The organism is Nocardia sp. CDC519 (assembly GCF_059509835.1).
This window is the reverse complement of the sequence record NZ_CM183377.1, coordinates 4,223,245-4,245,614: the sequence shown is the minus strand read 5'-3', so window position 1 is coordinate 4,245,614 and position 22,370 is coordinate 4,223,245. Positions and strand designations below refer to the sequence as shown.

The 22,370-nt window shown below is 65.2% G+C and carries 23 protein-coding genes; 12 read left to right on the top strand and 11 right to left on the bottom strand.

Annotated features, from left to right (window positions below; translation table 11 throughout):
- The first annotated feature begins 198 nt into the window (after positions 1–198).
- Both AC5W7N_RS19065 and AC5W7N_RS19060 read left to right on the top strand, forming a co-directional pair.
- Positions 199–1,386, top strand: coding sequence for an NAD(P)/FAD-dependent oxidoreductase (locus AC5W7N_RS19065; protein ID WP_130915510.1), 1,188 nt, complete (start codon positions 199–201; stop codon positions 1,384–1,386).
- Positions 1,383–2,480, top strand: coding sequence for a DegT/DnrJ/EryC1/StrS family aminotransferase (locus AC5W7N_RS19060; protein WP_165448779.1), 1,098 nt, complete (start codon positions 1,383–1,385; stop codon positions 2,478–2,480). The genes AC5W7N_RS19065 and AC5W7N_RS19060 overlap by 4 nt, the downstream gene beginning before the upstream one ends.
- Here AC5W7N_RS19060 and AC5W7N_RS19055 read toward each other — a convergent pair.
- From AC5W7N_RS19055 to AC5W7N_RS19015, 9 genes are all read right to left on the bottom strand, one after another.
- The gene (locus AC5W7N_RS19055; RefSeq protein WP_130915512.1) at positions 2,477–3,541 is read right to left on the bottom strand and encodes a dTDP-glucose 4,6-dehydratase; all 1,065 of its coding nucleotides are present in this window, start codon (positions 3,539–3,541) and stop codon (positions 2,477–2,479) included. The genes AC5W7N_RS19060 and AC5W7N_RS19055 overlap by 4 nt on opposite strands.
- A 761-nt stretch (positions 3,542–4,302) precedes the next feature.
- Positions 4,303–4,446, bottom strand: coding sequence for a hypothetical protein (locus AC5W7N_RS19050; protein WP_165448780.1), 144 nt, complete (start codon positions 4,444–4,446; stop codon positions 4,303–4,305).
- Between the two features lie 413 nt (positions 4,447–4,859).
- On the bottom strand, positions 4,860–5,723 hold the full coding sequence (locus AC5W7N_RS19045; RefSeq protein WP_165448781.1) for a nucleoside hydrolase: 864 nt from the start codon (positions 5,721–5,723) through the stop codon (positions 4,860–4,862).
- Between the two features lie 28 nt (positions 5,724–5,751).
- Positions 5,752–6,357, bottom strand: a complete 606-nt coding sequence (locus AC5W7N_RS19040; protein WP_165448782.1) for a GTP cyclohydrolase II — start codon at positions 6,355–6,357, stop codon at positions 5,752–5,754.
- A gap of 157 nt (positions 6,358–6,514) precedes the next feature.
- Positions 6,515–6,994, bottom strand: a complete 480-nt coding sequence (locus AC5W7N_RS19035) for a hypothetical protein (protein WP_130915514.1) — start codon at positions 6,992–6,994, stop codon at positions 6,515–6,517.
- A 67-nt stretch (positions 6,995–7,061) separates the two neighbouring features.
- Positions 7,062–7,664, bottom strand: coding sequence for a hypothetical protein (locus AC5W7N_RS19030; protein ID WP_130915515.1), 603 nt, complete (start codon positions 7,662–7,664; stop codon positions 7,062–7,064).
- A gap of 321 nt (positions 7,665–7,985) precedes the next feature.
- A complete protein-coding gene (locus tag AC5W7N_RS19025) occupies positions 7,986–8,252 on the bottom strand; it encodes a DUF4254 domain-containing protein (protein WP_130915516.1) in 267 nt (88 codons plus the stop codon).
- Positions 8,253–8,422: 170 nt separating this feature from the next.
- The gene (locus tag AC5W7N_RS19020) at positions 8,423–8,878 is read right to left on the bottom strand and encodes a DUF4254 domain-containing protein (RefSeq protein ID WP_130915517.1); all 456 of its coding nucleotides are present in this window, start codon (positions 8,876–8,878) and stop codon (positions 8,423–8,425) included.
- Positions 8,875–9,360 carry a hypothetical protein gene (locus AC5W7N_RS19015; protein WP_130915518.1) on the bottom strand — a complete coding sequence of 162 codons (486 nt, stop codon included), beginning with the start codon at positions 9,358–9,360 and terminating at the stop codon, positions 8,875–8,877. Before AC5W7N_RS19015 ends, AC5W7N_RS19020 begins: the two co-directional genes overlap by 4 nt.
- Before the next feature lie 508 nt (positions 9,361–9,868).
- On the opposite strand from AC5W7N_RS19015, the gene AC5W7N_RS19010 reads away from it, so the two are divergent.
- Both AC5W7N_RS19010 and AC5W7N_RS19005 read left to right on the top strand, forming a co-directional pair.
- Entirely contained in the window at positions 9,869–11,077 is a 1,209-nt protein-coding gene (locus AC5W7N_RS19010) for an NsdA family TPR-like regulatory protein (RefSeq protein ID WP_165448783.1), read from the top strand.
- A gap of 12 nt (positions 11,078–11,089) precedes the next feature.
- The gene (locus tag AC5W7N_RS19005) at positions 11,090–11,560 is read left to right on the top strand and encodes an SAM-dependent methyltransferase (protein ID WP_130915520.1); all 471 of its coding nucleotides are present in this window, start codon (positions 11,090–11,092) and stop codon (positions 11,558–11,560) included.
- A 115-nt stretch (positions 11,561–11,675) separates the two neighbouring features.
- Here the strand turns inward: AC5W7N_RS19005 and AC5W7N_RS19000 are convergent, their stop codons facing one another.
- The gene (locus tag AC5W7N_RS19000) at positions 11,676–12,848 is read right to left on the bottom strand and encodes a damage-control phosphatase ARMT1 family protein (protein WP_130915521.1); all 1,173 of its coding nucleotides are present in this window, start codon (positions 12,846–12,848) and stop codon (positions 11,676–11,678) included.
- A gap of 575 nt (positions 12,849–13,423) precedes the next feature.
- On the opposite strand from AC5W7N_RS19000, the gene AC5W7N_RS18995 reads away from it, so the two are divergent.
- Complete coding sequence (locus AC5W7N_RS18995) at positions 13,424–14,767, top strand: helix-turn-helix domain-containing protein (protein WP_130915522.1); 1,344 nt, start codon at positions 13,424–13,426, stop codon at positions 14,765–14,767.
- Positions 14,768–14,769: 2 nt separating this feature from the next.
- On the opposite strand, the gene AC5W7N_RS18990 is transcribed toward AC5W7N_RS18995, so the two are convergent.
- Entirely contained in the window at positions 14,770–15,672 is a 903-nt protein-coding gene (locus AC5W7N_RS18990) for a phosphotransferase enzyme family protein (protein WP_130915523.1), read from the bottom strand.
- Between the two features lie 354 nt (positions 15,673–16,026).
- On the opposite strand from AC5W7N_RS18990, the gene AC5W7N_RS18985 reads away from it, so the two are divergent.
- The 7 genes from AC5W7N_RS18985 (at position 16,027) to AC5W7N_RS18955 (ending at position 22,367) form a co-directional block, all read left to right on the top strand.
- Entirely contained in the window at positions 16,027–16,602 is a 576-nt protein-coding gene (locus tag AC5W7N_RS18985; RefSeq protein WP_130915524.1) for a DUF8176 domain-containing protein, read from the top strand.
- A 33-nt stretch (positions 16,603–16,635) separates the two neighbouring features.
- Positions 16,636–17,235 carry a DUF5753 domain-containing protein gene (locus AC5W7N_RS18980; RefSeq protein WP_130915525.1) on the top strand — a complete coding sequence of 200 codons (600 nt, stop codon included), beginning with the start codon at positions 16,636–16,638 and terminating at the stop codon, positions 17,233–17,235.
- A gap of 136 nt (positions 17,236–17,371) precedes the next feature.
- The gene (locus AC5W7N_RS18975) at positions 17,372–18,241 is read left to right on the top strand and encodes an SAM-dependent methyltransferase (RefSeq protein WP_232052002.1); all 870 of its coding nucleotides are present in this window, start codon (positions 17,372–17,374) and stop codon (positions 18,239–18,241) included.
- On the top strand, positions 18,238–19,494 hold the full coding sequence (locus tag AC5W7N_RS18970; protein ID WP_130915526.1) for a cytochrome P450: 1,257 nt from the start codon (positions 18,238–18,240) through the stop codon (positions 19,492–19,494). Before AC5W7N_RS18975 ends, AC5W7N_RS18970 begins: the two co-directional genes overlap by 4 nt.
- A 170-nt stretch (positions 19,495–19,664) precedes the next feature.
- A complete protein-coding gene (locus tag AC5W7N_RS18965) occupies positions 19,665–20,978 on the top strand; it encodes a cytochrome P450 family protein (protein WP_130915527.1) in 1,314 nt (437 codons plus the stop codon).
- Between the two features lie 302 nt (positions 20,979–21,280).
- On the top strand, positions 21,281–21,577 hold the full coding sequence (locus AC5W7N_RS18960) for a DUF6968 family protein (protein WP_130915528.1): 297 nt from the start codon (positions 21,281–21,283) through the stop codon (positions 21,575–21,577).
- A gap of 223 nt (positions 21,578–21,800) precedes the next feature.
- Positions 21,801–22,367 carry a hypothetical protein gene (locus AC5W7N_RS18955; RefSeq protein ID WP_130915529.1) on the top strand — a complete coding sequence of 189 codons (567 nt, stop codon included), beginning with the start codon at positions 21,801–21,803 and terminating at the stop codon, positions 22,365–22,367.
- Positions 22,368–22,370: the final 3 nt, after the last annotated feature.

The window sequence follows — 22,370 nt, the reverse complement described above, 5'->3', positions numbered from 1 at the left end:
CTGCACACTTGCGTGCTCGGTACCTGCGCTCGCCCAACGGCATTGGCGCGTGCAGGCTGGAACCCAACATCAGGTGCCCGACTCTGAACCCGGCCGCCAGCCTTCGGAGCTGGCTCGTTCGGTTCCCCGAGCTAGTAGGCCGACCCGGGTTGTTGGTGCCTGATTGCCTCCAACCTGAGGAAGACAAGGCGGTGGAGCATGGCAATCGATGTCGATTGTGTGATCGTCGGCGGTGGGATCACCGGTCTGATGACCGCGGTCCGGCTTGCGGAATCCGGCTGGCGGGTGCAGCTTATAGAGCGCGACCTACTCGGGGCCGGCGCGACGACGAGCAACCACGGCCTGATTCATTCCGGGGCGTTATACGCCCGATGGCATCCCGAAATCGTCGCCGCCTGCCGACAAGCACAGCTCGCCTTCCGGGCCTCGTTCCCTGACTACCTTGTCGCAGCTGAGCCCTGCTGGTACTTCGCCACCTCGAAGACTGTCCACACTTATCAAACGCTATGGCGCAGACTTGGAATTGCCTATCGCCCGGTCGATCGTCGTGAGCTGGGCGCAGTCTTCCAATCCGAGGGCCGTGACGTTGCAGCCTGTGCGATCGACGAGGTTGTCATTGATACGCGGGCGTTGCTGGCCGTGCTCGCGGCCCGGTGTATCGACCTGGGCGTCGAGGTGTCAGTGGGACTCACGGCCGATCAGATCCTCATCGGCAACGGCCGAGTCCGAGGTGTACGCACCGGTGAAGGGTCGGTGCGGGCACGATGGGTGGTGGTGTGCGCGGGAATCGGCACCCGAGACCTGCTCGATCGCGCTGGCTCGATGGTCGGCGCAGAGTTGGCCTCGCGGCTCGAGATGCTGACCGCCTACCGGGGTGTCCTGACCCGGCCGGTCATCGGCCTGGAGTTCGGCTGGCCGGCTCTGGCACCAGCCGCTGTCGCCGGCACCGTGCTGGCGTCGCGCTACGGCGGTGTGCAACGCACGGTGCAACGTCGCGAGCGTTGGCCCGTACCCACTGCCGAAGCCGCCGCACTCGACCGGGAGCTCGGCGAGTGGATTGCGCCGGGCGTGATCGACCATGCCGACCCGGTTGCGTGGGTGTGTTCGAAAACCGAACACACAACCCGCGACCGGGACCAGTGGGGAACCTGCCCAAACTACACGGTAATCGACCACCACCGGCGCGAACAGATCGACGGGTTGTGGACCGTGCTACCAGGGAAGATGACCCTGGCGTTGCACGCCTCTCGCGAGGTGGCCGCAGCGATCACCGGTCAGAAGCAGCCTCTAGGTGTGAATTCCGGGCCAGGCGGTGATCCCGACCATGCCCGCGAACTCGTCGGGAAATCGCCATGGGCGGTCCACCAGGAGGTGCAGGCGCAATGATTGTTCCGTTCACCGCAGGCCTGCCTGAGACCGAGATTCGCATCGCGCTCGCTGCCATCGAGGAAATCTTGCGGACCGGGAACATGGTGTTGGGCCGACACACCGAAGACTTCGAGGCCGCTGTCGCAGCGATGGCCGGCACCCACTATGCGGTGGCGGTCAATTCCGGGTCCACCGCACTCGAGATCATCTTCCGCAGCCTGGACGTGCACGGCCGCACCGTTCTGGTACCGACGAACACCAACTACGCCACCGCTGCCGCAGCAGGACACGCCGGCGCCCGAGTGCAGCTCTATGACTCCGGTCTCTACCCGCACCTGGACGATATCGGCGCCCGTCTCACCCCGGACGTTGCCGCGGTGGTAGTGGTTCATATCGGGGGCTACCTCAGCCCCGACCTGGCGCAACTGGCACGAATATGCGCCCGCGCCGGAGTGCCGTTAATTGAGGACGCCGCCCACGCCCATGGCGCAAACCAGGCTGGAACACCGGCAGGCGGGTTCGGACTGGCGGCTGCATGGTCATTCTTCGCCACCAAGGTCATCACCACCGGCGGCGAAGGGGGCGCGATCACCACCAACAACCCTGACCTGGCAACGTTCGCCAGACGATGTCGCAACCAGGGCAAAGACGACCACGGCCGACACGTCATCGCCGGCAACAGTTGGCGCATGACCGAAATCAACGCCGTGATCGGCGCCGCGCAGCTCCAACACCTGAACCGCGACGTGAATGCCCGTCGCGAAGTCATCGACCGCTACACGACAGCCTTGGCCGGATCAGCCCTGACCTTCCCACGCCTCGGCCGTAACGAACAGGTCAGCGGCCATAAATGCGTGGCGCAGCTTCGAGAAGGTATCGACCGCGAAGCCGTCCGCGCGGCTGTCAACCAGGGAGGTGTCACCCTCGCCCGCGGTGTCTACGAGCAGCCGTTGCACTGCCAGCCAGTGTTCGCCGACCTCAACGTCACCGACGGATTTCCCCATGCCGAAGAGTTCGCCAACCGCCACCTTTGCCTGCCGCTGTGGCGGCGAATGGATACCAGCACCATCGACCGGGTAATCACCGCAGTCGAAGCGGCTCTCCCCACTTAGTGCGCTGGGGCCGGACCCATTTGGCTCCAGTCGAATCCCAACTCGCCCTTCTCGGCAATGATCGACTCCCACCAGCCGCGATGCTCGACATACCAGGCCACGGTCTCGGCGATACCGGGCTCGAACTCGCGTTCGGGCCGCCATCCAAGCTCGGTTTCCAGCTTCGTGGGGTCAATGAGGTAACGACGATCGTGGTTCGGCCGGTCGGGGATGTGTTCGATCCACTCGCCCGGGTCCAGGCTGAGTTCGGACGCGACGTGGCGGGCGATATCAAGGTTAGTGACCTCACGGCGTGCGGAAATGTCGAAGATCGGCAGCAACCCTGGATCGGTGCTGGCCTCCGCCGGGATCGGCTCCAGCTCAGCGTGCAGGACCTGGTGCACTGCGGCGCAGTGGTCGGCCACGTGCAACCAGTCTCGCGATTGCAACCCGTCGCCGTAGACCGGGATCTTTCTCCCACGCAGCAGATTCGTAACGGCCAGGGGGATCAGCTTCTCCGGCAGTTGATAGGGCCCATAATTGTTGGCGCAGTGCGTCATCCGGATATTCAGCTCCGGGTAGGTGGCCATATAGGCACGCACGATCTGATCCCCGGCCGCCTTCGCTGCGCTGTAGGGCGTCTTAGCGTTCAACGGGCTGCGCTCGGTGAACCACTGCTGGCCCGCAGCCAACTCCCCGTACACCTCAATCGTCGATACGTGCACGTGCGCGGTGACCCCGATAATCCGGCTGCACTCGGCCATCACCTGAGCACCCAGCGCGTTCGACCGCATGAACGCGCCTGGACCGAGGATCGCGCGGTCGTTGTGGGACTCTGCGGCGAAATTCACTACGAAGTCGGGCCGATACCGGCGATAGATTGTCTCCATTGCAGCCGGGTCGGCGATATCGGCCCGTTCAAAGGTCACCTGGTCGATGACAGGTTCCAGGTTGTCCATATTCCCAGCGAAGCCGAGGTAATCCACCGCCACCACCTGCGCATCCGGTTCCCAGCCGAGCAGATGATGTACATAATTCGCGCCGATAAACCCGGCAGCGCCGGTGACAAGGTAAACGGCCATAATCGCTCAGCCTAGCCCAGAAGCCGCGCTAACACCGCCAGCATCCGCAACGCCACAGGGTTGTGAACGCTACCGAGTTCGACTCGCCAATCCACCGCCAGTCCAACGCCGGGCAAGGGGCCCGTCCGCTTCGGAATGACCGGCGGCAACGATGAGGACAGCTCGCTCGCCAGCGCCGCGTGCCGCCGCCCTGCTCCAGATACACCAGCGCACCCGCGCCGGCATCCTGGACACGGTCTCAAGCCGCGATGAGCCAATGCGCTAACTCGGTGTCGTGCAACCCGAGATCGTCGTAGCGGCAGTGTGATTGGAAGCGCACCAGCGCACCCGCCAGTGGACGCGCCGATCACGATCAGATGAACGATGCAATGGCCGCGATCGACCAGCTCGGAAACTCGGACCGAGAGGTCGCGACCTCGGCGCGCACGCGTTGGGCGCTCGCATCCAGATCGTTGGATCGGGCGCCGGGCCATCGGCGTCCCACGCGCTGTCTGATGCGTGTGGCGAGCCCGTGTGTTCCTGCGTCGCCGTGTCCGGGCACGCGGGTACGAGGATGGGCCCAGGCCATCCGCTGGGCTGCATCGATCAGCACGGCAACCACGCCCGCGACCGCGATGACATCCGAGCGCCGTCACCACACCTGTCGATGCCATCGCCTGATGGCCTCGCAGACCGCCGCGACCGACGGCCGGTACGCAACGGTGGATATACGCCCACAACGCCACGGTGATGCCCACGCACGGGACTCGGGCGACTCGGTCTCAGTGGTGGATCGGTTGGTCGAGGCGGGCCATCCGCTCGCGGGCGTCTCGCCACAGCGCTTTGCGCAGCATGGTGGAGAGCACGATCCAGGCGATGGTGTAGCCGGCGATGATGAGCACTTTGCGGACGACTTGATGGCTCACGGCATTTCCTCCGGTGGTCGATGTGGATGGTGAGGGGCGAGACGGGTGTAGCCCGGCCGGGAAGCCGGTGAACGCCCAGGCGGATGACGTGCTAGCCGCCAGGGTTGTTGGGGCGCGCTGGCGCAGGTGGGCTACCGGTGGTGCGGTGGAGTCATCGACTACTTCGGCGCGGCTGAAGCGGCACATCGTGCCGGTGCGGTCAGCGTGGTGGGCGATTCGGTGGTTGGTGACGGGGACGTGCCCGCACGATATGGCGGGACACACCAGTCCGGTGATCGTGCCGTCCGGGCCGGTGTCGACGCGGCCGCAGTCGGCCCAGGCGCGGACCCGGCAGGCTCGTGCGGCGGTGGGTGCGGGTGTGGTTGGGCAGCCGATCAGTCCGGTCAGGTGGCGGTGGAGGCGCAGGGTCGGGTTCATCCGGTGATCGCTTCGTCGAGCCACGCGAGGTATTTCGGGTAGTCGACGCTGGTGGTGACCTCGATCCTGCGCCCGGCCGGGTCGCGGGTCAGGCGTGCGTCGGCGGCGATGCGGACCCGTTCCTCGGCGGTGGTGGTCACCGGTACCTGGAGGGCGGTGGCCACGGTGAGTGGGTCCATCATCATCGACCCGTAGCCGCGGCGGGCGTGCCATTCGGTGAGGTTCGCGCCAACCAGCCGCGCCCACGCGGGTGCGGTCGCCGACCGGCAGAAACCGGCGATGGGGGAGTCGGGGCCGAGTTGGATGCTGGGGTCGGCGTGGTCGCTGAGGACCAGCAGCGGCCGGTGCAACATCCGCAACACCGACCCCGCCGCGGCGGGGTCGGTGTGGAAGTTGTGGCTTGAGCGTGAGCGGTCGCGATAGCGGTCGAGCCAGCCGCCCATTTGCACGAGCCGGATCCGGTCGGCCAGCGCCGGGCGGGCGGTGAGTATCCATGCCAGGTTGGTCAGCGGGCCCAATCCGATCCAGAGGATCGGTCCGGAGGTCTGGTCCAGGATGCTGATCAACTCATCGAGAAATGGCCCTGATGGTGGTGCGGGGCGGGTGAGTTCGTCGTCGAGGACGAACCGGCGCGCGTTTCCCGGGCAGCTGAGTCCGGTGAAGACGGTGACGTCGTCGCGCCCCAGCAAGCCCAGCAGCCGACGCAGCAGCCGGGCTCGTCGTCCACCGGTTTCGTCGGCGGTGGCCACGAGCAGGGTGTCGATTGGTGCGCGGGCCAGGATCGCGATGGCCACAGCATCATCGGCGTCGAACCCGATATCGGTGTCGGCCACGACAATCTGGTCGGTTGCGTCATTCAAAGTGTGGTTCCCCCTTGTGAAGTGAATGTCAGCGTTCGATTCGCGACCGGGCCGAAAGCGGCGGCGGATCCTGGACGGTCGCCTTGGCGCTCGGGGTGTCAGTGGCTGTTGGCGTGTGGTGGGTGAGCGATATCGGGGTGACGTGGACCCCGGCGCGTAATAGTGCGGCAATCTTGGCGGGATTGTCGGTGAGTAGGCGCACCGAGCCGAGGCCGAGGGTGGCCACCGCCGCCGCAGCCTGGCGATAGCACCGCAGGTCGGGCAACTCAGCGGCGACGCGAGGGGATTCGGGGTGCTGTGTGTTGTGCAGGTGGCGGGCCAGGCCGATGAGGCCGTGGCCGCGGCCGTCTTGCTCGACATACACCAGCACACCCGAACCGGCGACCTGGATCCGGTCGAGCGCCATAGTGAGCCGATTGCTGGATTTGGTGTCGTCCCAGCCGAGGTCGGCATACAGGCATCGGAACTGGAGCCGCACCAACGCTCCGGCGGTCGGGGTTCCGATCACCAATAGATGGCCGGTGCACCGCCCATCGTGATCGGTGAGCTCGGCGACACGAACGGTGATGTCTTGGCCGCGGCGTCGCAGCCGGTGAGCGCTGGCATCCAGGCCGACGAGCAGACCGGTACTCATCGACCACCTCGCCGCGTTGGCCGGTGCGCGTGCCGCGCCCGCCCCCGTCCGCGGGCCCGGGCATGAGGATGCGGATGCGGGTCCCACACCATCAGTCGCGCGGCACCCGCCAACATTGCTATGACGATCGCGGCGACCGCGATCCACCCGAGCGTGCTCACCGTGCCCCCACGACCGCGCTCGAGATCGCGTCCAGCACGTCATGCACCGACGGCCGGTACGCGTCATCGGGCAAACGCTGATGCCGCCAGGTCACCGATTCGTCGTCGCCGGGGGTGGGGAGCGCGACCTCGGTTCCCGCCGGCAGCAGTCGTGCGCGCATGTCCGCGAAGGCGGTGGAGTCGGGTGCGGGGTGGGGCAGCGGTCCGGTGAGCAGCACCCACCGGGCGTCGAAGGGATCGTGCACGACGATGATCGGCGCCGGTACCGGAAGACGGTCGAGTACCGCGCGCGCCCGGTCGGCGGGCAGCTCGATCGCGGCGACCTCCCCGGTGCGGACGAGCAGCGTGTGGCCGCGTCGGACCGGATCGAGGGCGCACACCTGCCGGTAGTGGCGCAGACGCTCGGTGATCGCAGCCTCGAGACGGGCACCGCTCAGCGGCGGCGGCATAGCGGGACGACTGGTGCGGTTGCGCATGGGATTGGTCTCCGAATCATGAGAACGATCTGGTGGCCTCGGGCGGTCACGTTGCTGCGGCGTGGATCTATGCCGTCGACAATCGCGTTCCAGCCGCCGGGGTTTCCTGGTCGCCGCCGGCGCGGGCCATCACGAGCCGATGGTCGAGCAACTGCCGGTGCCCGTCAGGCAGCTCATAAGCGACTGAACGATCGGGTTGCCTTCCGCTGGTTTCGTCACGGGCAGCACGAGTGCGGCGTTGGCGGCGTGACGCGGTGCTGGGCGCGCTTGGTGGCGAGACCTGTTGGAGTTTTGGTCGGGTGCGCTGCAGGTGAAGCCTGGTAGTCAGACACCGTCGATAGCGGCGGCTGCTGTAGGGGTCGACGTTGTCCCACAGGTCGATCGCGATCGCGCCGTGGGCGGCCCACCGCAGCCGTAGTGTCACCGACGTCGGACGTGGTGCCAGCGTGGCAGCCGAGGTCACGAAATCCGCGGTCAGTGTGCGGACGGCGAGGACGAAGTCCTCCCGATTGCGTAGGCACCACTTGGAGGCGAACTGAAAGGCGGCGTAGTCCGCGATCATGGCGATCGCTTCAGGACTGGTCAGTTCGATCCGGGTCTGCTCGACCACACCGGCCGCCCGTGGGTGGTCGGGCGGGTGCAGGCCCGTCGGGAGTGCGCTGATCGTCATCGGGTGTTCTCGGCGCGGGAGTGGTGGTCGGTCATTTCGTTGGGTGCGGCAGCGTTGCTTGCCGTGGATGCGGCTGCTGGCGCGGAGCCCGTGGTGGTCGTGGATGAGTCGAGCGCGGTCAGGGCTGTGTGAAACTGTGGGCAGTCGGGGCCGTGCCCGGCATGAAGCGAGAGCAGAAACCGCGCCTGCGCGGTGGAGGTGATGGCGTCGGGGAGGTGGCATGCGGCTCCTGTGATCATCCACTGATCGCGCCGTTCCGCAGTGGGTGCCAGCGGAGGTGTCGGTGAGGGGGAGGGTGAGGGCATCGGTGCTCCGTGGGTGCTAGGTGGTGAGGTGGTCGAGTCGTGGCAGTCGGCGGGTGCCTGCAGCGAGTTCGTCTATGAGGTCCTGGTAGGCGGTTGAGAGGTCGGCGAGGCGAGCGCACACGTGGTGGTATTCGTCGTCGGCGGTGCCGGTGAGGGCTCGGTAGGCGTCGACGGTGAATTGGGCGATGCGGTCAAACGCCTGGCCGACGGTTTCGGTGTGGACCCGTGTCGCGGGGAACGGTGTCAGTGTTGACGCGGTAACCCACTTGTCGATGACGACCATGAGAGTGGAGCGCTGTCAGTCGATCTCATCCACATCCGGGCGCGGGTGCCCCGTGTGCCGAGCGTGGAGTTCGGCGAGCTCGGCAGCGGCGGACAAGACCGGATGACGCGCGACGGCGGCGGGACATCCTCGGCACGCTTGGAGCACCTGCTCTGCGCTGGGCACCCCGGTCACAGCACGGTCAGGGTGGGCAGCCAACAGGACCGTCGGTCGATCGCGGTGATGAGGTCGGTGTAGTCCTCGACCAGTTTCGCGAGTCGGCACCAGCATTCGTGCACAACTGGGTGGTCGGCGGCCCGATTCATCAGTTCGTCCAACGCTTGGACTTGGGTGGCCGCGATCCGGTCGATCACCATGCCGACGGTGTCGGGGCGGGCCGTCGCACTCGGATGTGGTCTCGGGAGACGTGGTGCCAACCATCTGTCGATGGCGGCTATCGACTCGCGGCGGCCGGCGAGCAGGCTCGGCTGCTGCCCGTCCCGGAGCAGTTGTGTGTGGATCGCGCCGAGCGCGTGCGCCCAGCCTGCCAGCGGGTGCGGACCGACATGATGCCCGCGGATCGCCGACAGCAGAGTTTCCTGGTCGAGCCACGCAAGGTCCGTTTCGGGCTCCAACGCGGTGGTCATCGGATACCTCCAGCAGAGCGGGTCGCCACCGACTTCGCGATGACGCTCTTTGCTGAGCCCAGTACGCGTGAGCGGGCGGGAGCGAGCATCCAGCGCCCGGCACTTACGATGCCGGGAGCGCTGGCCCAGTACCAGTCGGCGTGGGAGTCCGACTTCGGTAGCCATACCCGTTTGCCGGTGTCGACGATCGAAACGCCATGTCGGCTCAACAACTGGGCCGCCGCTGGATTGATGCGGTCCGGCCGGACCAGAAACACCCAGGGGTGATGCCTTGGATGGGTGAGTACTGGCACCGCGCACGCCGACGACTGGGACAGCTCCTCATGGACCAACCGGCCCACCTCCTGCGGCATCACCACAGCACCCACGTCACCGGAGGTGATGATCGACGGTCGGCCACCGGCCACGTCGACCGGGAGGCCGTACCGCTGGCGGTATACGAACGCGACTTCATGAATCGAATAACAGGTTGCCAGGATCATCACGCCGACCCCCGATCGGTGACGATCGTGAACCAACGCAGGCTGGTCGTAGCCGCATCGGCGCCTGCCACCTGCTCGCACCTGCTATCTCCGGTAAGCAGTGAGGCTCGCAACCTGCGAGTCATCGCCCGAATTGATCGGAGAGTGCTCAGTTGCCCGGAACTCGTAAGGACGTTTTCCACTACGGGTCGGATCTGGTCAACAGACGACGTTTGCGATTCGCGCATCACCGGTGTCCGACGACGACGGTCATTCGTGCCGGGGCGGAAGTGATTGATGCTGTGCGTATCCCACGCTGTGGATGCGCCGTGCGTGCGACTCCTCATACGCAATATCGATCTCCCTGGTGTCAGCGCATACGGTCGCGAATCAGACAACCAGTTGCGACCCTGACGATCTATGCATTCGGCGTCCACAACCCGTCCACAACGTGGCAAGATTCAACGGCATGGACCGCCACGCCACACTCGTAGGTGCACAACTTCGTGCAGCACGCGAAGCTGCGGGAGTGTCCCTAGCTGCGGTTGCGCGCGAGATCCACTACAGCAAATCCGCGCTTGCCTACTTCGAGACCGGCGAGCGCACACCACCGCCGGATGCCATAGCGTGGTACGAGAAGCGATTCGGCGGGCTAAAAGACCCGGTGGCCGCTCTTGCTGACCTCGGAAAGGCTGACGTGGAACGACGCACATTCCTGCGCGCTGGATACTCCACGGCGCTGAGCGCCTCAGTGCTGCTGCCGGGATGGATCGACCCATCCCCCCGTACGGTCGGCGGCGCAGTCAGGAACATCGGCCGTGCCGATGTAAGTGCGGTGCGCGAGGTCATGTCGCTGTTCTCCCGGATGGACCAACGCATGGGCGGGGGCCACGGGAGAACTGCGGTTGTCCAGTACCTCACCACCGAAGTGGTCGGCTACCTCAACGGCACCTACACCGACAATACCGTGCGCAACGACATGTTCTCCGCCGCTGCCGAACTCGCATATCTGGTCGGCTGGATGGCCTTCGACAACGACGAACACCACGTCGCGCAACGCTACTTCTCGACAGCGACCAAACTCGCCGCCGAGGCAGACGACGCACCACTGACTGGGCACGTCCTGCGGGCCATGGCGCACCAAGCGATCGACCTCAGACATCCGGAAGAAGGGCTACGCCTAGCCGAAGCATCCGTCACCGGTGCCCGCTACCGCACCGCAAGCCCCCGCGAGCGCGCACTACTCAAGGTCGTCCACGCAAAGGCCCTCAGCGCTGCCCACCGCCCCGCCGACGCTGCCCGCGCACTGCTCACCGCCGAACAAGACCTGGCGGCCGCATCCGCCCAGATACCGGAACCTGCCCGTGTGTTCTTCTTCTCCGAAGCCAGCCTCGCCCATGAGACAGCATGCGCGCTCCGCGACGCAGGCGACCTCTCCGGCGCCGCCGCCCAGTTCGAACTCAGCGTCCGGAAACGGGAGGCCACGGCCTTCACGCGCACCCACGCAGTCACCCTCGGCTACCTTGGGGCAGTCCAAGCAGATCAGGGCGACCTCGAACTCGCCTGCGCGACATGGTCCTCGGCCCTGACCGCAATGCAAGGCGTGCAATCGGGCCGCACTCGAAACGTCGCCCGCGATATTCGAAACGCCACGGCCGCCCACTCCAACTCGACCACCGCGGCCATCAACCAGATTGGCGACCAGGCCGCACAGTATCTGGCCGCCCACGCCATCTAGATCGGACACAACATGACAGACGAGGTCTTCGAAGTCGTTCCCATCGCTCACGTCGTCGGAGGGCGCCGCGAACCCACAGACGATCATTGGGGCGGAACCGAAACCATCATCCGGATCGACGACCCTCGCTTCACCGAGGAATCCGTCCAGGGGCTCGAGGAATTCAGCCATCTCGAGATCGTGTTCCGGTTCCACCTGACCGACCAAACGGATCTGCACTTCGGCGCCCGCAGCGCGCGGGACAACCCCGAATGGCCAGCAGTCGGAATCTTCGGACACCGCAACATGCGCCGGGTCAATTGGCTCGGGGTCTCCCGTACCCGGCTCCTGAGGATCGACGGCCTCGACCTCCACGTCGCCGAACTCGACGCCGTGGACGGCACGCCAGTCCTCGACATCAAGCCCTGGTTCAACGAATTCGGGCCACGAGGCCCAGTCCGGCAAGCAGATTGGTCCACGGAGATGCTCCGGGACTACTTCTAGTCAGAGCGCACCAGCGCGCACGCTCCCACGACGCTGGAGCCGGGGTCGTATAGGGGGACGACCCCGGTCTGTAGTGCACCGGCCCCTGGAGAGGACCGTCGCACTGAGGTATGGATTACCGCTGCTGGCTGATCTGCACGACAGCATGCGCGCCGGAGGTGCGCCAGTTCGGCTCGGTGGTTTCGAGGTCGGTGAGAGTGTTGTTGTCGATGCCTACGGCGACATCGGATTTCAGGGTGCGAAGGGCGATCACGGTCGACGGGAAATAGTTGACGAGTTGGTCGAATGGTGTTGTCGGGTCCCAGTGCCGGTCCCCAACGAGGCGCCGGTAGTTCAGGTCGCCCTTCACGATCACTGTGTCGGCCTTCGAGAGGGCGGTTCGCAGGTCGGCTGGAAGGTCGTGGAACGGTAAGGGAGCGCAATAGAACTCGGGGGTTCGCAGCGTGAGCCTTCCATTGCGGAGGGCCGCAGTGAGGCGTTGGGCAGTGGAGTTGGCTGGGCCGGGTATGCGGTGAAGTAGGCGCAGGGTGGCGAGTAGGTCGCTGGTCGTGGCGTCGGAGACGTAGTAGGGATGCGGTTTGAGATGCAGCTGCACGACCAGTTCGGGGTGCAGCCTTAGTAGATGGTCCAGCAACAACAGGTCGGGGATCAGTTCGCGGCCCGCGTTGTCGGCGACCAAGCAGAGCGTTCCAGTCGAGCAACTGTGAAGGTATTCGACGACCGAGGCGGTTTGGTCGGCGATGATGGCGCCGCTCGGTGCGTCGGCAGCGTCAGGGTTGGACAGGTGAAAGCCGAGGTCTGCCCGGTTTCCCCAGAGAGCGCGGTGTACGAGCACGGCTGTGTGCTGCTCCAGCTCGGTGGCCGGTATATCGGGTAGCTCGGTCAGCTCGGCCTCGAGCACGGGGTCGGCCAGTTCGACGCTCTTCTGGACGAACGGGTCGATCCCGCGCCACGGACTTGGCGCGAAGTAGTCGACAGCCTCGAGCAGCAGGCGGTAGAAGTAACTTTCAGCCCAGAGGAACGGTATGTCGAGCCATCGCTTGCCATACATGGTCGCGCCCCAACTATCCCATTGGGATTTTCCGGCGGCATACTCAGGAAGCGGGTGGACGGTGCCGGTGATCTGGTCGGCGAGTACATCGAGGCGGTGCCGGATCTCGATTGGGTAGGGGTGGGCGGCAGCGACCTGGTCGATGAGTGCGGGATGTCGCTCGGTGAGCACCTTCCACGCGAACGAGCCAGGCGCGTTGGACAGAACAGTCGGTGCGTCAGACGTACGGCTGGACATCATTCTCCGTCTCCAGATCGACGGCCAGGGTCATTAAGCTGCCGGTTCTACTGCACGAGCAATCGTGCCACGAGATCTGGCGTCGACATGGGACTGGGCTCCGGGGCTCGGATAGGGCGGTCAATTCGCTGGTCGGCACCGGCCTCGCGGGGATCGCCCACCAGTGCTCGGCACCGTAGGGGCGCGATCCGGGCGATGGTGTAACGGGTGATGATCGGCTGGTAGTCCGGCAAGCGACGACGGGGCGTGTTGCTGTCGACTGGACACCGGTGCTGCTGGAGTCAGCCAGTTCTGGGCGGTCGTGGTGGTGGCTACCTGGTGGCCTGAGACGGCAAATGCATCCGCTGGTAGGCGGAGCGGCGGCATGTCGCCTGGATGTGCGGGGCCGCCAAACGTCTTCTGCGCGCATTCAAAATGGGCCAGATTCGCACGGTTTGAGGGGCGACGGCGCTTGCTATGGTTAGGAAACTGAGCACCGGGGCCGGTGGTACACCGATACTTTCGTGTGCCGAACAGCCAAGGTAGGTCAGCGGCCTGTTGGCAACTGTTAGCACGTCTGTACCCAGGGGGATGCGATGAGCCTCGGTGACGAGCTCAGAGCCGCGCGTCGAGGAAAAGGCTGGTCTTACAGCCGGCTGGTTGCAGCTATTCGGGACCAAGCGCGGCGCGACGGTGTTCGTATCATGAGTGATCGCAGCCTCACGACGGCGATATCTCGATGGGAGAACAACCGGAACAAGCCAGACCGCCTGTACATGACATTGCTCGCGGCGGTACTCGGGCTGCCCGATGCCGACGATGTGCTCGTGCGGTCGGCTAAGTATGAGCGCGATATCGACCAGGCTGTGAACTTCCTGGAGCATTTGTCTCGGCTCGACAACGGCGAGAACGACCTAGGCAACTCGGCTGCTCAATTGGTTGATGCCGACCGCGTCATCACGGGATACCTATTCGCTCGGTCCTATGCAGTCGATGACGATCGCCACCTGACCGATCGGAAGGGAAGCCATGGGGATTCGGTCGCGGAGCGAATCCGGTCAACGGCGTCGACCCTCATGAGCGTCGATTTCGCGCTCGGGGGAGGCCACGTGCGGGAAACGCTGATCACTTACTTTCACGCGAATGTCATTCCGGAGCTTCGGTCCGCCAGCGCGGATATGCGGGGCGATGTGTACGCGGCGGCTGCTGAAGTAGCCCAGCTCTTGGGGTGGTCGGCGTACGATGCAGGCTCCCACGCGGTCGCTGCCCGTTATTTTTCGCTGGGACTGCGGCTCGCGGACGAGGCACATGACCAGATGCTGGGCGCCAGGCTTCTTGCCAACCTTTCACACCAGTCCAACTTCATCGGAAACCACAGTCAGGCGCTCGAATTCGCGCGGGCCGCGCAGGCCGCGCTTCGCGGCCGTGGTGCACCAAAAGTGGAGACGATGTGCGTCATGATGGAAGCTCGCGCGCTCGCCAGTCTCGGCGACCGGCGAGGAGCATCGGCCGCGGTCATTCATGCGGAGCGGGTGTTTGAACGTCGGTCGGTGGATGAGCCGGATTGGATCGGCTATTACGACGCAGCAGAACTCGCCGGAGACATCGCCCACGCATTTCGGGACCTTGCCGCGCCGTCCGAGGCGGGAGAATTCGCCCGGGCCGCCTTGACGCCCACTACCCCGCGGCGCACGCGTGCTTTCATTCAGTTGGTAGCGGCGGAGGTGGCACTCGCCGCCGGCGACCTGGACCAGGCGGCCCACCTCGCGACCAGCGCGCTGCACAGCGGCGACGGGCTCAGCTCGCATCGCTATGTCAATTATCTTCAGAAATTCACCGGATCAGTGCCCCACATGGATGAGCCCGAACTAGCGGAATTCGTCGACCTACTCGCTACACGCCATCCTCAATTCATCGCCCCTCGAAAAAATCGAAGATGACGCTAGAAGCCGCTCCAGCTCTCAGTGAACCCGAAACGTAGCGTCCGAATCCGCTTCTCATACTCTCGAGCGACGCCCTCCGAGTGATCAACGTTCTGGGCCAGCCATGTTGTCATGCGCAACTGCATCACCGAGCGGAGTACATCGAATCCCCTCCAGCGAGTGACATCGTACCCATAGGCCCTCGCAAATTCACTATACGAACGTCCAGGCAGCATGCCCATATCCGCCTCGGTGGCCGTCTTCGCCAGATCCCAGTCGTGCGGCGCAATATTGAATGCCTCGAAATCTATGAATTGGGCATCACCATCGCTCGATATCATCACGTTCATGATATGAGCATCGCCATGATTGACGCCGCAGGGAAGATTGTAGTCCAGTGACGCAACTTCTGCCCTCAGCGCTCCCTCTCGCTCGGCCAGAAATCCTTTATCGGAGTCTGATATCGGTGCTGTACTCAACCGATCGTGAATCCGATCGAACGGGCGGAACTCGGGAAGATCGATGTCGTCGGGCGCAGGTAACCGGTGGAGTCTGCGCAGAAGGTCGCCGACCACTCCAGCCTCATCTGCCGTGGCCGGTCGGCCTGAAATGTAATGCCAGAAAGTGATGGGGCAACCCGAGACAGCGATCGGTTGCGGCCGACCGATGTCGAAGATCTTCGCGGCAGGAAACCCATGCTCGCCAAGCCACTTCGCGACAGCGACCTCTTTGCACGCCTCGGATTCATAACTGGGACCACGTGCGACGCGTACCACAATCCCTGAGGCCGGCAGATGGTAGAGGAGGTTCTGGCCCAGGCGCATAAACGTGAGGTCCTCACTCGGTAACCCGATCTCCTGGCAGGCAGCTCTCACCACCGTACGGGTCATCGAAGGCGTAAACGGCCGCTGGCTACCGAGCACGACCCCACCTTAGCGATCGGCGAGATTGCTGCTAACAGATGCCAACTTCCGCCGGACCGGAGCGGCCGGTTTCATCGACTCATGCCTTCGACCTCTAGCTGGTACGCGGATCGGTCCGAATGGGTCAATTGCCGACCGCGATTGCCCTGTACGTCTTATCCGCCGCTACTCGGTTAGCGAACCGGCTATCCGTCGGCCAACACGAAGGACCCCCGCCAACGTGCCGACTGACAGGCGCCTGCGGGGATTTCCGGTCTGTTGTCCGGCACGGCGTCACTTTCTCCACTGATGTCCCGGTCTCGAACGCGATTCGGCCGTGCAGGCAGGCATCTGTCACCGCCATAGGAGATCACGATGAATCATACTTCCGGCCGCCGTCGAAGGTCCCTGCTCGCCTCGGGCGTCGCGCTCGTCACGCTGGTGCTCGGTGCCGCGATCGGCCTGGCAGCGCAGCCTGAGCCGCCGCCGGCCACAGCGCCGTTAGCGCCGGCGGCGGACGAATGGCCGGTCCGGGTGCTGGTCGAGCAACCATCTTCCTTGGCGACTGCTGATTGTGTGGAGCGGCGGAGCGCGGAGGTGGTCTCGGGCACTGGGCCGGGTGGACCGACCGACGGCCCGGCGGCGATTTTCGCGTTCCAACGTGGCTATTTCCAGGACAGGTCCGCCGCCATGGCACGTGAGGTCGTCGCTGAGGACGCCGCGGTGCCGCCGGCGGTCGATATTCAGCGCGGGATCGACATCACCCCGGTCGAGACCAGGTACTGCGTGCAGATCACGCCCGGGCGTCTGGTCGGTGGCGGGCAGGTGGGGGAGTGGGAGGTCGCGTTGACCGTGCAGTACCCCGGCGAGGAGCCGCGAGTGCTGAACCAAACGGTGACGACCCGATATCACGCGGGCCGCACTGTGATCACCGCCATCACCAAATCCTGATCCTCGCCTGTCGCACATCGAAGGACAAATGTCATGACTGACACCACGGTTCGTTCCTGGTCGCTGGAGACGGTCGCTGCCCGGCAGCGCAGCATCGCTGAGGTCGAGTCCGGCAACGATATTCAGCGCGGCTACGAGTCCGACATCATCCCGGGGCTGCTGCAAACCCGCACCTACGCCAGTGCGGTGATCGCGACCTGCCTCGAGCTGGGTGGGCATCGCGATGATGATGTCGAGGACGCGGTGGTGGCGCGCGTGGGCAGGCAGGTGGCGTGGCGTGCTGCGGGTGGGCGCGGCCATTTCCTGATCGCCGAGCAGGCCCTGTACACCGGCGTCGGATCCCGCGAGGTGATGATCGAGCAGCTGCGTGCGCTGCGTGAGCTGCCCGCGGGCACGACACTCGGCATCATTCCCCGCACCGCGCCGTTCCTTCCGGTCACCGCCTTCACCCTGCACCGGGATCGGGTAGCGCTCGAGACCCTGACCGTCGCGGTTTACCGGACCGACGCCACCGACCTGGCCGCCTATCGCGAGGTCTTCGATCGGCTGGCCGAGCAGTCGGTGACCGGTGAGGCCGCGACCGCGCTGATCATCACCGCCATCAACGCCCACCACCACGACGACACCAACTAGCCGAGGCCCGGAGGGGACTGCTCGGGCATGAGAGACGTTTGCGTGCTGCGAGCTGATGGCCACCGAATTCTATTGATCGAGTGAGGAATACATGTCTCAACCTGCACCCACCACGGGGGTCCGCCAGCCCGTCGGTGTGGATACCACTCGGGCGAGCATCGCCCGCGTCTACGACGTGAGCTTGGGTGGCAAAGACAACTATGACGTCGATCGCGCGGCGTTCGACATGATCCTGCAGGCCGCGCCGCGTCAGCGCGATGTGTCGAAGATGAACCGGCGCTGGCTGCATCGGGTCACCCGTTACCTTGCGGGCACTGTTGGCATCGACCAATTCCTTGACATCGGTGCGGGTCTGCCCACCGTCGGCAATACCCACGAGATCGCCCAGAGCCAGAATCCCGAGGTCACGGTCGTCTACGTCGACAACGATCCAGTATGCAACGCCCACGGGCGGGTGCTGCTCGAGACCAACGAGTACACCCATTTCGTTCCGGCGGATCTGACCAAGCCGAACACGTTGCTCGCGGACGCGGAGGTCACCCGGCATCTCGATCTCGAGCGCCCGCTCGGCCTGATCCTGTGCGGCATCCTGCATCACGTGGATGACGGGCTCGATCCCGCGGGCATCATGCGCGCCTACATCGATGCGCTGCCGGTCGGGTCCTATGTCGCGATCACCCATTTCTGGAATCCGAATGACGGTTCCGAGCTCGCCGATCTCGCCGTGCGGCTGCAACGTCAATTCGTCGAGATGGGGCTCGGTTCGGGCTGGTACCGCACCAAGGAGGAGATCGCCGGCTACTTCCACGATCTCGAGATGATCGAGCCGGGCTTGGTCGAGCTCGAGCGGTGGTGGCCGATGGGTCCGGCGGTCCGTGAGCCGTTCCCGGAGGAGCGGGTGATGCTGGGTGGCGTCGCGGTCAAGACATCGTCGCGGGCCCTGCCGGGTGCTAATGGGAGTGCGGACCGGTCGGCCGGGCGGGTAGTGGCGCGGGGGCGGCGATGAACTCGGCCACAGCCACATCCGGGGCTGGGGTGTGCCCTGTAACTCACGGGTCGCCGGTCGGGGTGCCCGAAGAGGGCAGGCAGCCGCTGTACAGTGCTGAGTTCGCCGCTGACCCGCAGGCGGTGTATGCGCGGTTGCGTGAGCAGTTCGGTTCGCTGGCGCCGGTTGAGTTGGCGCCGGGGGTAGCGGCGACGTTGGTGCTCGGCTACTACACCGCGATCCGTATCCTGCATGATCCGCAGCATTTCCCGGCAGATCCGCGCACATGGCAGCGCAGCCTGCCGCCGGGTTGCCCGATCGAGTCGATGGTTCAGTGGCGGCCCAACGCGATCCGCAGCGACGGGTCCACGCATGAACGGTATCGGCACGCCACCGTCGATGCTCTGGCCGGTGTCGACCTGCACGCCCTGCACGCCACGGTCGAGGCGATCGCCGTCCCGCTGATCAACACGTTCTGTGAGCAGGGCAGCGCTGAGTTGATCGGTGAGTACACGATGCCGCTGGTGTTCACCGCGCTGAACCAGATGGTGGGCTGCCCCGACGATATCGGGCAGCGGCTGGTTGCCGGGTTCGCGGCAATGTTCGACGGCGGCGATGCCGCGGCGATCAACACCGTGGTCGATGAGGCGATGTCGGAGCTGATTGCCCTCAAACGCCGCGCTCCAGGCGATGACATCGCCACCCGGTTGGTGCAGCATCCGCTGGCCCTCGATGATGAGGAGCTGATCCAGCAGCTGGTCACTATCTACGCGGCCGGTTTCGACCCGACACAGATTCTGATCGGGACCACCCTGCGGTTGATGGTCACCGACACCAGGTTCGCCGGCAGCGTCCTCGGCGGCAGCCTGTCGGCACGCGCGGCAGTGGAGGAGGTGCTGTTCACCGACCCGCCCATGTCGAACTATTGCTTGAGCTATCCAAGGCAGCCGGTCCTGATCGATGGGGTGTGGCTGCCGGCGGATCAACCAGTGCTGATCAGCATGGCCGCCTGCAACAGCGACCCGGCCATCGTCGGCGGTGACAGGTCCGGCAACGCCTCACATCTGGCGTTCAGCGCCGGTCCACACGCCTGCCCGGCCCGGCAGATGGCCTCCCAGATCGCCGCCGACGCCATCGATCAACTCCTCGACGCGCTGCCCGACATCCATCTCGCTACCCCGAACCTGACCTGGCGCCCAGGGCCGTTCCACCGCGCCCTGACCGAACTGCCGGTCGTATTCCCTCCCACCCCACCGCTCGACATCATCCGATAACGCCTCGGCCCCAGCCACTCTCACGCCGCGGCCACACTCCGAACGGCCGTCCAGGCCATTGCACAGCCACCGGATTCCTCTCCGTTTGATCCCGTATTTACCGAGCCTGAGCCGCCGTTGTCGACGGTTCCATCCGGCTGGGCTCGCCCAGTAGTGAATGTGAGTACACGATGACCGATCTGCGCACCGACACCGACCCGACCGCCCTGCCCGTGTCCCCGACTGATGACCGGATCGTCTTGGATGTCACCGGGGCTGATCCTGCCGCAGAAGCGGCGCGGCTGCGCCAGCACGGACCCCTGGTGCGAGTCGCATTACCCGACGGGGTGCAGGCCTGGGCAGTGACCGAGTACGACCTGGTGATCGCGCTGTTTCGTGATCCGCGGGTATCCAAGGATGCCCGGGCGCATTGGCCGGACTTCATCGCCGGAAAGATCAAACCGGATTGGCCGCTGTATCCGTGGGTGGCGGTGGAGAATATGTTCACCGCCCACGGTCCCAACCATCGCCGACTGCGGAGACTGATCGGACCCGCGTTCACGCCGAAGCGCACCGAGGCGCTGCGGCCACGAATCGAGCACATCACTACCGAGTTGCTGGATTGGCTCGCTGCCCGCCCCGCCGGTGTGGTGGTCGATCTTCGGGAGCACTTTGCCGCGCAAGTGCCGCTTCGCGTGATCAGCGAACTCATGGGCCTGCCCGAAGATCTCCAGCCCAGCCTCCGAGAATGTGTGGACCGCATCTTCGACACGAACGGCGACTACGACGCCGGCCAGAACTTCGCCGAGCTGACCTCAATCCTCGAGCTGCTCGTGCGGCGTCGCCGCAGCGAGCCAGGCGAGGACATGACCAGCCTGCTCATCGCCGAACGCGACGAACATGGCGACCGGCTCACCGAAACCGAACTCGTCCATACCCTGCTGCTGATGGTCGCCGCCGGCTACGAAACCACCGTGAACCTCCTCGATAGCGCCATCACACGCCTACTGACCGAGCGCGCACTGCTGGACCGGTTGCGCGCGGGTGAGTTCGGGTGGGGGGACCTGATCGAGGAAACCCTGCGCTTCGCGCCCCCGGTACCGAACCTGCCGCTGCGCTACGCAGTCGTCGACATCGACATCGCCGGATGTCGGATCGCGAAAGGCGAAGCCATCCTGGCCTCGTTCATCGCCGCCAACCGCGACCCCCAACGCCACGGTGACACCAGCGAACACTTCGACCCCACACGCAACAATCAAGGCCATCTGTCCTTCGGGTACGGGGTCCACCACTGCCTTGGCGCACCGCTGGCCCGCCTGGAAGCTGTCATCGCGCTGCCCGCCCTGGTCGAACGGTTTCCCGGCATGCAGCTAGCACCCGCAACTGCCAACCACTACGAACCCGACGCCAGCCAGTGCGAGGCAGACGCCGCGGTCGTGCTCGAGCCGCTGGGCAGCTTCGTCTCCCTCGGGCACAAGGAGATTTCGGTCCGCTTGGGCCGCTGACAGTCAGGACGTGCCAGCAGCCGCAGAGAGGTAGGAGTCCCACGCCAGCAGTGCCATGTGATCGTCGCTCTCAACATGGAGGAAGGCGACGACGAGAGCCATGGTGTGGTTGTCCAACGAAACTGCGAAATCTGGCGGCCACGCAGGAGGATTCGCACGCAAAGGTGTAGTTGGTCTCGACCGATTGCGCCTGCGAGCACAGCGGAGGATGCGGGCATCGAACAATCAGGCCAGTGCCGGGCGTTCTGTCGGGCTTGTTCGGCATGGGGCGTGGTGGCGCCGAGCGTGGATAGGATCAGTTGATGCGGATGCGAGAGTTCCTCGGTTCCCCGATCGCTGTGCGTGAGCTGACCAAGGACGGCCATCCGGTCACCGTCGAGATCGCTCAACCTGATGAACTCGACGGTGGCGGCGGATACGGGTGCTCGATCCGGATCACCGGCCTTCCCGGCCCGGCGCGCGTGACCACCATCGGAGGGCTCGACTCGGTCCACGCTTTGACCCTCGCCCTCGTGTGGGCCGACCAGGTCCTGACCCAGGAGGGGTGCCTGTGGGAGGGCAACCCCCATCTGGGGTTCGCGCCCGGATCGAACCAATAGGAGCCCATCATGGAACCAGCTGCGCAGGCGAGGGCGAAACAAGGAAGAGTACCTACGATCGCACGGTCGCCTCAGCGCCGCATAGACCGCGTCGAACTGCACCGCATCCGTTCAAACCGCCGACCAGCGCGCGACCGCACGAGGCCGAAGCTGTGTCACCGGACGATCTTGATGACAAGCAACAATCCGCAGGAGCTGGACCGGTAGTGATGAGTGGGGAGCGATGAATACAGACGACCGGATGACACCGTTCGAGCGGGCACAGCACGCGGCGGTCTACCGCGAGTGGCTGGCAGCGATGGACACCGAACTGGCGCGGTTTCTCGCCGAGGATGCACCTGAGATCGGTGCGCTCGACGACCCGTACACCCCCGAGGGGCTGCGGATGGTCGAGCAGAATGTCGAGCGGGTATTCGGGGATCGCACGACGCTGTACTCGGCTGACACCCTCGAGACTCGGGAGCGGTACGCGCGGTTCATCGGTGAGGTTTTCCGCCGCGCAACCGAAGGAAAATGGGTCAACGTCGCTCACCTTGATCGCAAACATGAGGGCGGCGAGTCCTGGGCTGTGCTGCTGTTTCCGTGGACCGATATCTTCTTCGACCCCCGCGATTACGTCGGCACCGCTTTTGTGACGATGCCACGCGAGCCGAGTGAAATCGTCTGGGTCTACAACAACATGGTCGGCGACTACACCGAGTGGGTGGGGGTCGGCCGACCGACACCCGAGGAGTACGACAGGATCGTGATTGACCGGCTCGTCTCCGAGGCCGATGGGTCTGACGTGTAGGCG